Here is a 14,252-nt window from a genome sequence, read left to right as displayed (position 1 = left end):
CCGATGATCGGGCGCGTCACGCGGCGACGTCAGACCTCGAGGACCTGGCGGCCGTTGTAGGTGCCGCAGACCGGGCAGGCGGCGTGCGGCAGCTTCGGCGACTTGCACTGGGAGCAGGCCGCGGTAACCACCGCGGTCGCCTTCCAGTTCGCCCGGCGCGAGCGGGTGTTGCTGCGCGACATCTTGCGCTTGGGGACGGCCACGGTTCCTACTCCTTGTTGTTTGACAGGTTGCGCAAAGCGGCCCAGCGGGCGTCGATCTCCTCGTGGCTGTGGTCAGCCGGCAGATCGTCGAAGTGCACCCCGCAGTCGGGGCACAACCCTGGGCAGTCCGGGCGGCAGAGCGGATTGGTCGGCAGCATCAGGACGATCGCGTCCCGAATCGCCGGCTCCAGGTCCAGCAGGTCGCCCTGCATCCGGCCGACCTCGTCCTCGTCTGTGGTCTCCTCGGTGGTGCTGTCCGCATAGGCGTACAGCTCCGCGATCGAGACCTCGAACGACTTGTCGATCTCGTTGAGGCAACGCCCGCACTCGCCGGTGAGCGAGCCCGTGGCGGTGCCACTGATGTAGACCCCCTCGGAGACCGACGTCATGCTCATGTCGAGCGTGAGGTCGGAGCCCTCCGGGACCGAGATCATCTCCAGACCGAGGTCCGCCGGGGCCGGCACCACCCGATTCAGGGCACGCGTCGCACCAGGCTGCCGCGGCAGTTTCGTCGTGTCGACGACCAGCGGTTGCCTGGGGTCCAGGTGGCTCTGTGGTGACTTGGGCATCGTGATTCCTCAGCCATGGTAGGCCGACCGAAAACATTACCTGAGCTTGCTGTACGTCGTCGAATCGGGCTCTTTAAAAGGGGAGTGGCCGCTCCGCGTCCTCGCCCTGGAAAGTACCGATCTCGCGCAGCGCGTGCATCTTGTCACGCCCCCGCTCGATCGACGCCAGCGCCCTGGTCAGGAACTGCTCGAAGTTGGCCAGCGCGGTGTCGACGTAGTCGTCGACCTCCTCACGCAGCCGCTGCGCCTCGGTCCGTGCCTCGGCGATGATCCGGGCGCCCTCGTGCTCGGCCGAGACCGTGATCTCGTTCACCGAGACCAGGCGGGAGTGCTCGCTCTCACCCTCGCTGACGATCCGGTCGGCCTCGCGCCGGCCGGCGTCGACGATCCGGTCCCGCTCGTCCAGGACCGCGGCCGCCTTGCGCAGCTCCGAGGGCAGCTCGGCGCGCAGCTCCTCGAGCCGCTCGATCATCTCGCCGCGGTCGAACATGAAGTTCGTCCGCGACATCGGCACGGAGCGCGCGTCCTGGACGAGCTCGATGAGCTCGTCGATACGGTCGAGCGGATCCACCGGTGCCTCACTCCCGTCGTCGAACCGCCACCCTGCGTGGTGCGATCACGTTACTGCCCCGGCGGCTAATTCTGCTTCAACCGGCCCACCAGGCGAGCCAGCACATTGTCCGGGAGGTACGACGAGGCGTCGCCACCCCACTTGACCACGTCCTTGACCAGGCTGGACGACAGGAACGAGTAGAGCGGGTTGGTCGGCATGAAAAGTGTCTCCACACCGGAGAGCCCGATGTTCATCTGCGCCATCTGCAACTCGTAGTCGAAGTCGCTGACCGCGCGCAGGCCCTTGACCACCACCGCGGCACCCTGCGCCCGGCAGAAGTCGACCAGCAGGCCGTGGAAGGACGCGACCCGCACGTTGCCGTACTCCGCCGTCGCCTCGCGGAGCATCTCCAGACGCTCCTCGATGGTGAACAGCCCGGTCTTCGACTGGTTGATGAGGACACCGATGATGACCTCGTCGAAGAGCCGGCTGGCCCGTCCGATGATGTCGAGATGCCCGTTGGTGACCGGGTCGAAGGAGCCTGGACACACCGCTCGTCTCATGATCGGCGACCGTACCAAAGAGTGGTCTCGCCATAACGCCGGGTACGGTCGCCGGCCAGACCGTCCACCCAGCTCAGCGGCTCGCCGCGGGTGGATCGCTCGAAAATCACCACAGCGTCCGCCGCCAGCCATCCGTTGGCCACCAACTCCTGCTGCACGGTGGTGATCTCGTCGTCACCCAGCGCGTACGGCGGGTCGGCGAACACCACGTCGTACGGCCCGCCGGACGGTGGATCGCCGAGCGCCTGGAGGACCTTGCCGGTGACCAGTTTGGCCGCCGAGCCGACACGGAGGGCGACGATGTTGTCACGAATCGCCCGGGCCGCCTTGCCGTCCGACTCGACCAGGAGCGCGTGCGTGGCACCCCGGGAGAGCGCCTCGAGTCCTATCGCGCCGGACCCGGCGTACAGGTCGGCGAACCGCGTGTCCGACAAATCGGTCATGGTGGTCAGCGTACTGAAAAAGGCCTCCCGAACCCGGTCCGATGTGGGCCTGGTGTGCGCGCCCGGCGGCGCCGACAGCCGCCGACCGCCGTGTGCGCCCGCGATAATCCTCGTCATCACAAGGGACGCTACTTCACCAGCCCCGAAGGGCCATCGTGGCGTGAACTTTTCCCTCCACGCGGGCACTGCGGGCGACGGTACGGTTCCGTTCGGTACAACGAAGATCTCGAATCTGCAACAACAGCATTAGCGGACGCTGAGACGTTTCTTTGATCTCGGGAAATGACTATCGTCGGGCGACGTTGCGGTGGCGTTCTATCGTCCCCGCCGATGACGCGGGGAGGCGTCGTCGCAGGTTCGCTCAATCCATCAGCGACTGCTGCGGTCTTCTCGCGCGCTCCTTAACTACCCCCTACACAGGAGATGGCGTGAACGTGTCCAAGTCCCCGCTCCGCCGGGTGTCCGCCCTCGCCGCCGGGTCGCTGATCGGCCTGGCCGGCGTCGCGGTGTTCGCCACCCCGGCCTTCGCCCACCACAGCACTGTGACGGTCAAGTCCGACTGCGACCAGTCCAAGGGCAAGTGGGTCGTCGAGTGGACGGTCAACGCCATCGGTGACGGCGAGTCCCCCAACCAGACCGCGCAGTTCACCAAGGTCGACCTGACCCCGGCCGGCACCACGCTGAGCAACCCGAAGCTCGTCGTCGACGGCGAGCCGATCCCGGCCGGCCAGGCGATCACCGCCATCCAGCTGGTCGACGGCGACGCCGAGAGCGCGTCGCTCAAGGTCGCCGCCAAGTGGGCCAACCCGAACTACGAGGACGGCCGCACCGGCGAGGCCAGCGTCACGTTCCCGAACGAGTGCAAGAAGAAGGACACCCCGCCCTCGCAGGAGCCCAGCACGCCGCCGTCGACCGAGCCGAGCACCCCGTCGGAGGAGCCGAGCACGCCGCCGACCCTCGGTGACGTCCCGGCCGAGCCGACCCTCGAGGAGACCTGCGACACGATCTCCCTCGGCGTCGACAACACCAAGAACTCGACCCCGGTCAAGATCGACTACGAGACCAGCAAGGGCGAGAAGCGCACCCTGACCGTGGCCCCCGGCAAGGAGGGCTCGGAGAAGTTCAGCGCCTCTGCCGGCTTCCGGGTCAAGGTGACCTACACCGTCGAGTACAAGGGCACGGTCTTCACCGCCACCTACGACGTCCCGTGGCAGGAGCCGGCCGAGGGCTGCGACGACGGTGAGGGTGGCGGCCTGCCCGTCACCGGTGCCGCCGCTGGTGGCGTCGCTGCCGGTGCCGCCGGCCTGCTGGCCATCGGTGGTGCCCTGTTCTTCGTCGCCCGCCGTCGCAAGGTGAAGTTCACCGCCTGACAGCAGCACCTCAGTATCTGAACAACAGCAACAACCGGGGGCGCGTCGAATCTGATTCGGCGCGCCCCCGCCCATTTCCCCTCATATGGAGCGCGAATGAAGAAGTTCCACCGCGTGGCGGCAGTCGCCGCCGCCGCGCTGGTCGGCCTGACCGGGCTCGCCGGGTTCTCCTCCCCCGCGAGCGCTACCGGCGCCGACTGTGTCACCGCCGCCGAAGCCAAGTACCAGCACACCTTCAACGGTCCCGCCGGCACCGCCAGCATCGAGATCACCAACGGGCCGCTCTGCGCGGGCCAGGAGCAGGCGTTCTCGCTGGTCTCCTACACCGCCCCGTCGGCGAAGTTCTCAGTCCCGCAGTACGTCCTCGAGTCGTCCACGGACAAGCTGACCGCCCCGACCGGCGCGTCCAAGCTGACCCGCAGCAAGCTCGAGTTCAAGGTCGAGGTCCCGGAGTGCTTCACTCAGGTCGACTTCGTCTTCGGCGACTACATCATCAACCCGCTCACCGACAAGAGCGACCGCTACAACGACCGCAAGGTCGGCAGCCAGAACGGTGAGGGCTCGCGCTCCAAGGCCGTTCCCGGCAACCCGCAGAGCGCCTGGTACAACGGCGGCTCCGGCACCTGTGTGGCCGCGCCCGTGGTCGAGGCCCTCTCCGACTGCGACGGCAACGTCACCCTGAAGCTGATCAACCGGAGCACCTCCAGCGCCCCGTTCGTGATCACCGCCGACAACGGCTTCAGCAAGACCGAGACCCTCGCGGTCCGCGCCGAGCCGGTCAGCGTCACCGTGCCCGCCGCCGACGCGAAGAACATCCGGGTGACCTCGCGCGGCACCGAGCTCTTCAAGGGCGGCTGGACCAAGCCGGAGGACTGCAAGACCCCTGAGGTCGGCAAGCCTGAGGGCACCGTGACCAGCGACTGCGACGGACTCACCTTCACCGTCAAGAACCCGCAGAACGGCGCGGTCGTCACCGCCACCTTCACCCCGAACAAGGGTGCGGCGCAGACCATCACCGCTCAGCCGGGCGACACCAAGGTCGTCTTCTTCAAGGGTGTCGAGGGCCTCAAGGTCACCGTCTCCAACGGCCTGGACGTCCTGAACGGTGAGGTCGCCTGGACCGAGCCGGAGAACTGCTCCACCGAGAGCAGCCCGTCGGCGACGCCGTCGCAGACCCCGTCCGAGACCCCCTCGGCGACCCCGTCGGAGACCGTCTCCACCAGCACCAGCACCAGCCCGGTCGCGACCACCCCGGTCGCCGGCGACGACGAGGACGGCTCGCTGCCGCTGACCGGCTCGGCCGCCGCCGGTGTCGCGGGTGGCGCGTTCCTGCTGCTCGTCGCGGGCGCCGTGCTGTTCATCCTGGCTCGCCGCCGCAAGGTGAACTTCACCGCCTGATAAACACCTCGAAAGTCCCGTCCGGGCGCGGTCGGTAGTCGTGAACGGCTACCACCGCGCCCGCCGGCATTCGGCCGTAGACGTGCGGGAACTGCCGCCCGTCCGGCTCCGGCGGATCGCCGTCCTCCCAGACCACCTCGATCCCGTCGGGGGCGATCTCCAGCAGGACCAGGTCGTCACGGCCCGGGAAGATCCGGTTCGCCACCACGTGCACCCAGTCCGCCGGGGAGCAGTGGATGAACGGCGTCTGCTCCAGAAAGCCGGCCGCCTCGATTTCAGCCCACGCGGCACGTGGGCACAGATGGAAGATCAACCCTTCTCCAGGTACTCGGCGCGGTCCTCGTCGACCAGCGCGGCGACCGAGGCCGCCAGCGCCGGGTGACGGGTCAGGTCGGGGTCGTCGCCGATCAGCGCGGACGCCTCGGCCCGGGCCTCCTTGATCAGCTTCTCGTCGCGGAGCAGCGACAGCAGCCGCAGATGCGAGTGCTTGCCGGACTGCGACGCGCCCAGCACGTCACCCTCCCGCCGCTGCTCCAGGTCGATTTCGGACAGCTTGAAACCGTCGGTGGTCGAGGCCACCGCGTCCAGCCGCTCCCGGGCCGCCGAACCCTCGACCGCCTCGGTGTGCAGCAGGCAGACACCCGGCGCCGAACCCCGGCCCACCCGGCCACGCAGCTGGTGCAACTGCGACACCCCGAACCGGTCGGCGTCCAGGATCAGCATCACCGTGGAATTCGGAACGTCCACGCCCACCTCGATCACCGTGGTCGCCACCAGCACGTCCAGGTCACCGGCGGCGAACGAGCGCATCACCGTGTCCTTCTCGTCGGGCGGCATCTTGCCGTGCAGCATCGCGATCCGCAGGCCCTTCAGATACTCGTCGCGCAGCAGCGGCAGCACCTCGGTCACCGCGAGCGGCGGGCGGCGGGACGGCTCGTCGTCCTTCGGCGGGGTCTCCTCGTCCTCACCGATCCGCGGGCACACCACGTACGCCTGATGGCCGGCCCGCACCTCCTCCTTGATCCGCACCCAGGCGCGGTCCAGATAGGCCGGTTTCTCCAGAGCCGGGATGACGTGCGAGGCGATCGGCGAACGGCCCCGGGGCAGCTGCGACAGCACCGAGGTCTCCAGGTCGCCGTAGACGGTCATCGCCACCGTCCGCGGGATCGGGGTGGCCGTCATCACCAGCACGTGCGGAGGCTTGGCCGCCTTCGCCCGCAGCGCGTCCCGCTGCTCCACCCCGAACCGGTGCTGCTCGTCCACCACCACCAGGCCGAGATCCTTGAAGTCGACCCCCTCGTACAACAGCGCGTGCGTGCCCACCACGATGCCGGCGGTCCCGTCGGCGACCTTGGCCAGCGCCGCACGCCGGGCCGCCGCCCCCAGCGAGCCGGTGACCAGGGTGAGCTGCGTGCCCTCCGGATCACCGTCCAGCTCACCGGCCCGGCCCAGCGCGCCCAGTTGGGCCGAGATGCCGCGGAAGTGCTGGGTGGCCAGGACCTCGGTCGGGGCCAGCAGCGCGGCCTGCCCGCCCGCGTCGACCACCTGCAACATCGCCCGTACCGAGACGAGGGTCTTGCCGGAACCCACCTCACCCTGCAACAGCCTGTGCATCGGATGCGGCCGGGCCAGGTCCGCGGCGATCTCCTCGCCCACGTCCCGCTGTCCCTCGGTCAGCTCATACGGCAGACCGGCGTCGAACTTCACGAGCAACCCGGCGTCCGCGCGGGGCCGGGCGGTGCCGGGCGCCGCGGCCGCTTTCGCTCGCCGTTGCACGAGCGTCAGCTGTACGGCGAACGCCTCATCCCACTTCAGCCGGTGCTTCGCCGAGTACAACGACGGCTCGGAGCTCGGCCGGTGGATCTCCCGCAACGCCGTCCCGATCCCGACCAGGTTCCGGGTCGCCCGGATCTCGGCCGGCATCGGATCGTCAGGCGGCTCGAACGTGTCCAACAGCGTCCGCACACACTTCGCGATCACCCACGTCGGCACCGCCTGCGCCGCCGGATAGACCGGGATCAGCGCACCCGCGAACTCCTCGATCTCGGCGGCCGCGTCGTCCTTCGAGGCGTCCGCGCTGAGTAGCTGATAGGCCGGGCCGTTGAGCTGCCGCTTGCCACGGAACTCGGTCACCTTGCCGGCGAACAGCCCCCACACGCCCTTGCGCAGCTCCCGCTCCCGCCACGCCTGATTGAAGAAGGTGCACGTCAGCGTCGCGCCCGAACCGTCACCGATGGTCACCTCGAGCATGTTGCCGCGGCGCTGCCGCATCGGCTTCACGCTCATCCCCTGCACCTGCGCCAACACCGTGACCTGCTCGTCCACCTGGAGACTGCGCAGATCGGTGTGCTCGCCGCGCTGGTCGTAGCGCCGTGGGAAGTGATAGATCAGATCACCCGCCGTACGCAGCTCCAGGTGATCCTCCAGCGCCTTGGCGGTCTTCGCCCCCAGCACCTTGGTCAACGGGGTGTCGGTCGTGGTCATTCGACTCCTGCCAACAGGTGGTAACGGGGCTGGCCGCCCGCGTAGCACTGCACCTCACTGAACGGCCACGCGCGGTGTACGTGCCCCTTCAGAACGTCCTCGAATCCGGGTGGCGCGTCCGCGCCGAGCACCAGGGTCACCAGCTCGCCGCCACCGCCGAGCATCCGGTCCAGCAGGCGGCGGCTCACCTCGGCGACGTCCCGACCGATCACGTGCACCTCGCCGTCGACCAGGCCCAGCAGGTCACCGGCGCGGCACTGACCGGCCACCGTGAACGCGTCCCGCTGCGCGGTGCACACCTCGCCGTACCGGCACGCTCCGGCCGCCTCGGCCATCGCGATCACGTCGTCGGCGAACGGCCGCTGCACGTCCCGCACGGCCAGGGCGGCCAGCGCCTGCACCGGCGATCGGGTGGGGACGACGCTCACCCGTACCCCCGTGGTCTCCGCCTCGCGGGCCGCCGACACCGCGACCGCGTGCGTGTTCGTGTCGTTCGGCAGCAGCACCACCGAACGGGCGCCGGTCTCGTACACGGCCGCCAGCATCTCCGCCGTCGACGGATTGCGGTCCACGACGACGGCACCCTCCGCCTCGAACAGCGCCGTCAGCCCGTCGCCGGCGGCGACGACCACGGCGCCCCGCTGATCACTTCCGGTCCGTCGGTCCTCAAGGAGAGTGACATTTATCCGGTACGGTCGACCCGCCGCGATTCCCGCCTCGATCGCCGGACCGACCTCGGTGACATGAACGTGCACATTCCAGGTCGGCGGATCCCCGTCCCCGGTACCCACCACGACGAGCGAGTCCCCCAGCCGGTCCAGGGTCACGCGCAGTCGCTCGACGGCCTCCTCGGTGGCGTCCAGCAGATACTGAACCTCGAACCCGTGCCCCGAGCACCCCACTTCCCCGTCGGTGCCGATGCCCACACCGTCTCCGGCGGCCCGGACAGCGCCACCGACCCCTCCCGGGCCCTCCGCCCCAGACCGGCCGGAAACGCCGCCTGGCCCGTTCCCGAACGCCGCCCCAGACGGGCCAGGAGCGCCTCCCGGGCCGCTCCCGAACGCCGCCCCAGACCGGCCCGCACCCGCGTCACCGCCGATAGCCACTTCAGATCGACCCGAACCGCCTCCCGGCCCGTCCCCGAAAGCCACCTCAGACCGGTCCGAACCGCCTCCCGCACCCAGGTCACCGCCAAAAGCCACCTCAGACCTGGCGGAACCGCCGCCCGAATCCAGGGCGTCGCTGGAGAACTCGAGGGTCGTCTCGGGCCGGACGGAATCGCCTGTCACGTCTGAGTCGTCCCCGTCCAAGTCGTCCCCTGCCGAGTCGGGCGACCCGTGCGCCACCGCGGCCCGATCAGTGCCGCTCATCACACCTTCATGTTCGGATATTTCCGATTTATCGCCTACTGCGCCGGGCTGTCGCGGCTGCCCTTCGCCATCAATGCGCCAGCCGACATCGGCGGCGGCACCTGCAGCGGCGCCGGCTTTCGCGGCGGCACCTGCACTTCCGGCGGCACCGGCATTTGCGGCTGCCGCAGCGGCGGCATCGGCGGCTTTCGTATCGTCGGCGTAGGTGGCTTTTCCGGTGACGGCCTTCGTATCGGTGGCGGTGGCGGCCTTCGTATCGGTGGCGGCCTTCGTATCGGTGGCGGCCTTCGTATCGGTGGCGGCGGCTGTCGTGTCGATCGCTTCCACCAAGGCGTCCAGGAGCAGGCAGAGGCCTCGGCCGCCGGCGTCGACGACACCGGCCCGGGCGAGGATCGGGAGTTGCTGCGGTGTCCGTGCGAGGGCCTCGGCGGCCGCCCGGGCGGCCTCTCTGGCGACGGCGACCAGGTTGTCGGACCTGAGCCGGCCGGCGGCCTCGGCAGCCGCCGCCACGACCGAGAGCACAGTGCCCTCGACCGGCCGGGCCACCGCCGCGTAGGCAGCGTCGGTAGCCGTTCGCAGCGCTCGGGCCAACTCGCCGCCACGGACCGTGGCCCCGGCGGCGAAGGTGTCGGCCATCCCCCGCAGGATCTGCGAGACGATCACACCCGAGTTGCCGCGGGCCCCGAGCAGAGCGCCCCGCGCCATCCTCCGCATCAGCCAGGCCGGGCTCTCCCCCTCGCCCCCGTCCGGCTGCGGCCCGTGGCTCCCCGCGGGCTCCAGCGCCTCGTGGGCGGCGGTCAGGGTGAGGACGAGGTTGGTGCCGGTGTCACCGTCGGGAACCGGGTAGACGTTCAGGGCGTCGATCTCACCCTGATGGGCCCGGAGCGCCGCCAACCCGCCATCGCACCAGCGGCGTACCGCGTCGGCATCGAGGGTCTCCAGCACGCGAAAATCGTACTAACCACCCCCGACAAACGCCGGGCACGCACCCTGACCGGGGGCGATTGGCTGTCGCCCCAGCGAATCGGGTAAGCTCGCCGGGTTGCCTGGGCGACTGTGTCCCCAGGCGCCTTCAGTTTCGAATCACACCCAGGAGTATCCCGTGGCTAGCGTGTGCGACGTCTGTGGCAAGGGACCGGGCTTCGGCCACAACGTGTCCCACTCGCACCGGCGGACCAACCGCCGCTGGAACCCGAACATCCAGTCGGTGCGCACTCCGGCCGGTGGCGGGACCACCAAGAAGCTCAAGGTCTGCACCTCGTGCATCAAGGCCGGCAAGGTCGTCCGCGCCTGATCCGAGGCCGAGAAGACCGTTCCAGGTAGCCGCTGAGCCCTTCGGGGCCGGCGGCTACTTTGCTTCCGACGGCTCCCCCGCAAAGGCGAGGGCGCACGACGCACCGCGAAGACCGCAGCGCACAGCGCCCGCGAAAACCGCAGCGCACGACGTCCCGCGAAGACGGCACGGCACGGCGCCCGCAAAGACGGAAGCGCACGGTACCCCACGAAAGGCGGCAACGCACGAAGCCCCACGAAAGGCGGCAACGCACGAAGCCCCACGAAAGGCGGCGACGCACGGCGAAGGTCTTGTGTGCGCCTACCGAGCCGGTCAGGGTCGCGGACCCCACGGCGTGGTCCGGACCGCACAGCGGCCGAATGAGCGGGCCCGAACAGGGACACGCCGCCACCCGGCGCGGACCCGGGCATCGCCGTGGATCAAACGGGCTGGAGGGGCTTGGCGTAGGAGAGGACGTCGGGATAGTCCTTGTAGTAGCCGAAGTCGGCGATTCGGGTGTAACCGGCCGACTCGTAGAGGGCGATCGCCTCCGGCTGGCGGTCTCCGGTCTCCAGGATGACCCGTCGGCAGCCGGCCTCTCGGGCGGACTCCTCGATACGGGTGAGCAACCGGCGGGCCACGCCGCGGCCCCGGGCGGCCTGTGTGGTGAACATCCGCTTGAGTTCGGCGTCGTCGCCGCGCCGACGCCAGCCCGCGCTTCCGATCAGCTGGTCGTCGAGTACGGCGACCAGGAACGCGCCGGCGGGCGGGGTGAAGTCGGCGCCCGAGATGGGGCTGTCGTCCCCGCTGCCGCCATAGCGTTCGGCCAGGTCGCGAAGGTTCTCGGCGATGAGGGTCTGCACCGCCGGGTCATCGAAGTCGGCGGTGATGATCTTGATGTCCTGCACGTCGCAAGACTAGCCATCGAACGATCGCGGCAGCCAGGGAGACCGGACCGGCGCTAGCGGAAGTGATCCCAGCCCAGGCCGCCGGTCCAGGGTTTCCGGTCCACGGTCACGCCCTCGCCGTCGTGGACGGTTCCGATCGGGCGCCAGTGCGGCGGCAGGGCGACGCCCGGTGGGAACGTCGCCGCGAGCGGGTGGTCGTCACCGCCGGCCAGGATCCACTGGTACGGGTCGACGCCCAGCGCCTTGGCCGCGTCACGCATCTGGTCGGGCAGGTCGAACGCGTCCCGGCGCACGTCGATGGCGACCCCGCTGGCGGCGGTGATGTGCCCGAGGTCCTGAAGCAGCCCGTCCGACACGTCGATCATCGAGGTGGCGCCGAGTCGTGCGGCCTCGGGTCCGGCCTCGTACGGGACGGCCGGCCGGCGATACGCCTCGACGAGCAGTTTGGGCGTACGGAATCCGCGGGAGAGAACGGTGAGTCCGGCCGCCGCGTGACCGATCCGGCCGGCCAGAGCGAGGATGTCGCCGGGTCTGGCGCCGTCGCGCCGGACCGGCGCGGCGCCGCGCAGGTCGCCGAGTGCGGTGACCGCGATGGTGAGGGTGGGGCTGGACGAGGTGTCGCCGCCGACGACCGTGGCGCCGGTGAGGGCGGCTTCGGCGGTGAGGCCGTCGGCGAGCCCCTCGGCCCAGGTGACGTCGAGCCCGGTGGGCACGCAGAGGGCCACGAGCAGGGAGGTGGGGACGGCGCCCATGGCGGCGATGTCGGCGAGGTTGGCGGCGGCGGCCCGGTGGCCGACGTCGGCGGCGCCGCACCAGTCGCGGCGGAAGTGGCGCCCTTCGACGAGCACGTCGGTGGAGGCGACCACCCGCCCGTCGGGTGCCCGGACCACGGCGGCGTCGTCGCCGGGGCCGATCAGAGTGGTTTCTCCGGTGCCGAGCCGGGGAACGATTCGGCCGATCAGCCCGAATTCACCGGCCTCTGCGATGCTCACGTCTAAGTCCTTCGATGGTGGCGTCCCGCTGCCGGGTCACTTCGTACGGTAGTTTCACGACCGGGGATCACCGACGAAGTGGCGGATTGGAGTCGATCGTGGTCCAGGCATACATCCTCATTCAAACTGAGGTCGGTAAGGCCCGTGACGTGGCCGCCGCGATCGAGAAGATACCGGGGGTGGTCCGGGTCGACGCGGTCACCGGGCCGTACGACGTGGTCGTGCTGACCGAGGCGCACACGGTCGACGAACTGGGGGGCCTGATTGTGAGCAAGGTCCAGTACGTACCGGGCATCACGCGGACACTCACCTGCTCCGTGGTAAACCTCTGACTATGGTGGATGTGGACACGCCGAAGAAGGCGCCGGAGAAGGACCCTGCCAAGAAGGCCGCCGCCCTGTGGGCGACGGTGGTGGCGGTTCCGGTGACCCTGATCGTCGGTGTGGTCGCGTTCTTCACCATCATGCCGGACAATCCGGACAAAACCGAAAAGGCGGCGAACCCGATTCCGTCCGCGCCGGTGGCGATGGACGCGCCGCAGCTCGACGAGCAGACCGCACGGGCCTGCCTCGCGGTGACCTCCCAGCTGCCGGCGAAGATCCGTGACCTGCAGGGCCGGCCGGTGAGCGCCGGCCCGGAGCAGAACGCGGCCTACGGCGAACCGGCGGTCACGGTCGCCTGCGGGGTGCCGCAGCCGATCATGTGCACCACCCCGGAGGACACCACTCCCGGCTGCGTCGCCATGGACACCGAGCTACTGATCATGAACAACGTCTGTTGGTACGCCGCACCCGGCGCCGAGGCGGCCACGATCACCACGATGGACCGGGAGGTGCCGGTGCGGGTGACCGTGCCGTCGTACTACGAGAATCCGGCGCAGTGGGCCAACGAGTTCTCCGACACCCTGGTCAAGACGGTCAAGTCGAAGGCGGCCGGCACCATGCCGAGCGGCTGCGAGTAACGGGCGGATCAGTGCAGGCCGGTGCCGCGGCGCAGCGCCGTCCGGATCAGCCGGTCCACGACCTTCGGGTATTCGAGACCGGTGGCCGTCCACATCCGGGGGAACATCGAGTTCGGCGTCATGCCCGGCATGGTGTTGATCTCGTTGAGGAAGATCTCACCGGCCTCGGTCACGAAGAAGTCGACCCGGGCCAGGCCGGCGCAGTCCAGCGCGACGAAGGTACGCACCGAGTAGTCCTGAATCTGCCTGGTCAGGTCGTGGGGCAGGTCCGCGGGCACCGTGTAGCGGCCGCCCACCAGGTATTTCGTCTCGAAGTCGTACCACTCGACGTCGTCGATGTGGATCTCCGACAGCACCGACGCGTCGGGCGCGCCACCGGCCTCGCCCTCGAGCACCCCGCACTCGATCTCCCGGCCCACGATCGCCGCCTCGACCAGCACCTTCGGGTCGATCCGGCGGGCCTCGGCGACGGCGGCGTCCAGGTCGGCCCAGTCGGTGACCTTGGTGATGCCCAGTGACGACCCGGCCCGCGACGGCTTCACGAAGACCGGCAGGCCCAGCCGCTCCTTGTCGGCCTCGGACAGCGAGACCCCGGCCCGCAACACCGCGTACGGCCCGACCGGGATGCCCTCGGCGACCGCGAGCTTCTTGGTGAACTCCTTGTCCATGGCCGCCGCCGACGCGAACACGTTGGCACCCACGTACGGGATCCCGGCCATCTCCAGCATGCCCTGGATGGTGCCGTCCTCGCCGTACGCCCCGTGCAGCACCGGGAACACCACGTCCACACCGGCCAACTCGGACACCCCGTCGGCGGGCTCGCGCACGATCAGATCGGTCGACGTCGGGTCGGTGGAGAGCACGACGGCGCTGCCCGACTCGTCGGTGATCTCCGGCAGTCGCCGGCCGCTGATGGCGAGCTGTGACGCGTCACCCGAAGCGAGGACCCAACGCCCCTCGCGGGTGATTCCGACCGGGACCACCTCGTACTGATCGGGGTCCAGAGCACTGAGGATCGCACCCGCGCTGACGCAGGAAATGGCGTGCTCAGTGCTGCGGCCGCCGAAAACGATCGCGACCCGGGTCCTACGGTGGGACGTCACTTCTCCATGCACCTTCCAGCTAGCGGCCGTGCCGGGCCTGACCCTACTCTGCGTAGGCCGAA

16 protein-coding genes are annotated in these 14,252 nt (G+C 69.6%); 5 read left to right on the top strand and 11 right to left on the bottom strand.

Annotated features, from left to right (window positions below; genetic code table 11):
• Positions 1-29: 29 nt before the first annotated feature.
• From rpmF to rsmD, 5 genes are all read right to left on the bottom strand, one after another.
• Positions 30-203, bottom strand: coding sequence for a 50S ribosomal protein L32 (gene rpmF, locus Q0Z83_RS49340; RefSeq protein ID WP_106316358.1), 174 nt, complete (start codon positions 201-203; stop codon positions 30-32).
• Between the two features lie 5 nt (positions 204-208).
• On the bottom strand, positions 209-772 hold the full coding sequence (locus Q0Z83_RS49335) for a YceD family protein (protein WP_317790496.1): 564 nt from the start codon (positions 770-772) through the stop codon (positions 209-211).
• A 73-nt stretch (positions 773-845) separates the two neighbouring features.
• Positions 846-1,343, bottom strand: a complete 498-nt coding sequence (locus tag Q0Z83_RS49330) for a hypothetical protein (protein ID WP_317790495.1) — start codon at positions 1,341-1,343, stop codon at positions 846-848.
• A 65-nt stretch (positions 1,344-1,408) separates the two neighbouring features.
• Positions 1,409-1,888: a pantetheine-phosphate adenylyltransferase gene (gene coaD, locus Q0Z83_RS49325; protein WP_317790494.1), complete on the bottom strand. Its 480-nt coding sequence runs from the start codon at positions 1,886-1,888 to the stop codon at positions 1,409-1,411.
• Complete coding sequence (gene rsmD, locus Q0Z83_RS49320; protein WP_317790493.1) at positions 1,885-2,448, bottom strand: 16S rRNA (guanine(966)-N(2))-methyltransferase RsmD; 564 nt, start codon at positions 2,446-2,448, stop codon at positions 1,885-1,887. The genes coaD and rsmD overlap by 4 nt, the downstream gene beginning before the upstream one ends.
• Positions 2,449-2,759: 311 nt before the next feature.
• Here rsmD and Q0Z83_RS49315 point away from each other — a divergent pair, with 311 nt between their 5' ends.
• Both Q0Z83_RS49315 and Q0Z83_RS49310 read left to right on the top strand, forming a co-directional pair.
• Positions 2,760-3,701: an LPXTG cell wall anchor domain-containing protein gene (locus tag Q0Z83_RS49315; RefSeq protein WP_317790492.1), complete on the top strand. Its 942-nt coding sequence runs from the start codon at positions 2,760-2,762 to the stop codon at positions 3,699-3,701.
• A 96-nt stretch (positions 3,702-3,797) separates the two neighbouring features.
• Positions 3,798-5,099, top strand: coding sequence for a hypothetical protein (locus tag Q0Z83_RS49310; protein WP_317790491.1), 1,302 nt, complete (start codon positions 3,798-3,800; stop codon positions 5,097-5,099).
• On the opposite strand, the gene Q0Z83_RS49305 is transcribed toward Q0Z83_RS49310, so the two are convergent.
• From Q0Z83_RS49305 to Q0Z83_RS49295, 3 genes are read right to left on the bottom strand one after another with little or no spacing between them, the layout of a single operon-like run.
• Positions 5,089-5,412, bottom strand: a complete 324-nt coding sequence (locus Q0Z83_RS49305; RefSeq protein ID WP_317790490.1) for a DUF952 domain-containing protein — start codon at positions 5,410-5,412, stop codon at positions 5,089-5,091. The genes Q0Z83_RS49310 and Q0Z83_RS49305 overlap by 11 nt on opposite strands.
• Positions 5,409-7,583 (bottom strand): ATP-dependent DNA helicase RecG, encoded by a 2,175-nt coding sequence (gene recG / locus Q0Z83_RS49300; RefSeq protein WP_317790489.1) that lies wholly within the window; start codon positions 7,581-7,583, stop codon positions 5,409-5,411. The genes Q0Z83_RS49305 and recG overlap by 4 nt, the downstream gene beginning before the upstream one ends.
• On the bottom strand, positions 7,580-9,898 hold the full coding sequence (locus Q0Z83_RS49295) for a DAK2 domain-containing protein (protein ID WP_317790488.1): 2,319 nt from the start codon (positions 9,896-9,898) through the stop codon (positions 7,580-7,582). The genes recG and Q0Z83_RS49295 overlap by 4 nt, the downstream gene beginning before the upstream one ends.
• 157 nt (positions 9,899-10,055) lie before the next feature.
• Between Q0Z83_RS49295 and rpmB the strand changes: the two genes are divergently transcribed.
• Positions 10,056-10,247, top strand: a complete 192-nt coding sequence (gene rpmB / locus Q0Z83_RS49290; RefSeq protein WP_026207002.1) for a 50S ribosomal protein L28 — start codon at positions 10,056-10,058, stop codon at positions 10,245-10,247.
• A gap of 419 nt (positions 10,248-10,666) precedes the next feature.
• On the opposite strand, the gene Q0Z83_RS49285 is transcribed toward rpmB, so the two are convergent.
• Together Q0Z83_RS49285 and Q0Z83_RS49280 are read right to left on the bottom strand one after the other, a co-directional pair.
• Positions 10,667-11,134 (bottom strand): GNAT family N-acetyltransferase, encoded by a 468-nt coding sequence (locus Q0Z83_RS49285; RefSeq protein WP_317790487.1) that lies wholly within the window; start codon positions 11,132-11,134, stop codon positions 10,667-10,669.
• A gap of 53 nt (positions 11,135-11,187) precedes the next feature.
• On the bottom strand, positions 11,188-12,126 hold the full coding sequence (locus Q0Z83_RS49280; RefSeq protein WP_317790486.1) for a thiamine-phosphate kinase: 939 nt from the start codon (positions 12,124-12,126) through the stop codon (positions 11,188-11,190).
• A 98-nt stretch (positions 12,127-12,224) separates the two neighbouring features.
• Between Q0Z83_RS49280 and Q0Z83_RS49275 the strand changes: the two genes are divergently transcribed.
• Both Q0Z83_RS49275 and Q0Z83_RS49270 read left to right on the top strand, forming a co-directional pair.
• Positions 12,225-12,458 (top strand): Lrp/AsnC ligand binding domain-containing protein, encoded by a 234-nt coding sequence (locus tag Q0Z83_RS49275; protein WP_014447186.1) that lies wholly within the window; start codon positions 12,225-12,227, stop codon positions 12,456-12,458.
• A gap of 2 nt (positions 12,459-12,460) precedes the next feature.
• Positions 12,461-13,087, top strand: a complete 627-nt coding sequence (locus Q0Z83_RS49270) for a DUF3515 domain-containing protein (RefSeq protein ID WP_317790485.1) — start codon at positions 12,461-12,463, stop codon at positions 13,085-13,087.
• Positions 13,088-13,095: 8 nt separating this feature from the next.
• On the opposite strand, the gene Q0Z83_RS49265 is transcribed toward Q0Z83_RS49270, so the two are convergent.
• A complete protein-coding gene (locus Q0Z83_RS49265; protein ID WP_317790484.1) occupies positions 13,096-14,190 on the bottom strand; it encodes a D-alanine--D-alanine ligase family protein in 1,095 nt (364 codons plus the stop codon).
• Positions 14,191-14,252: the final 62 nt, after the last annotated feature.

It is taken from the genome of Actinoplanes sichuanensis, assembly GCF_033097365.1.
GTDB lineage: Bacteria > Actinomycetota > Actinomycetes > Mycobacteriales > Micromonosporaceae > Actinoplanes > Actinoplanes sichuanensis.
Note: the sequence above shows the minus strand (reverse complement) of the source record. Positions and strands in the feature narration are given on the sequence as shown.

Coding starts and splice junctions, on each gene's coding strand:
- Q0Z83_RS49335 (WP_317790496.1), bottom strand. CDS start 772: ATGCCCAAGTCACCACAGAGCCACCTGGACCCCAGGCAACCGCTGGTC.
- coaD (WP_317790494.1), bottom strand. CDS start 1,888: ATGAGACGAGCGGTGTGTCCAGGCTCCTTCGACCCGGTCACCAACGGG.
- rsmD (WP_317790493.1), bottom strand. CDS start 2,448: ATGACGAGGATTATCGCGGGCGCACACGGCGGTCGGCGGCTGTCGGCG.
- Q0Z83_RS49310 (WP_317790491.1), top strand. CDS start 3,798: ATGAAGAAGTTCCACCGCGTGGCGGCAGTCGCCGCCGCCGCGCTGGTC.
- recG (WP_317790489.1), bottom strand. CDS start 7,583: ATGACCACGACCGACACCCCGTTGACCAAGGTGCTGGGGGCGAAGACC.
- Q0Z83_RS49270 (WP_317790485.1), top strand. CDS start 12,461: ATGGTGGATGTGGACACGCCGAAGAAGGCGCCGGAGAAGGACCCTGCC.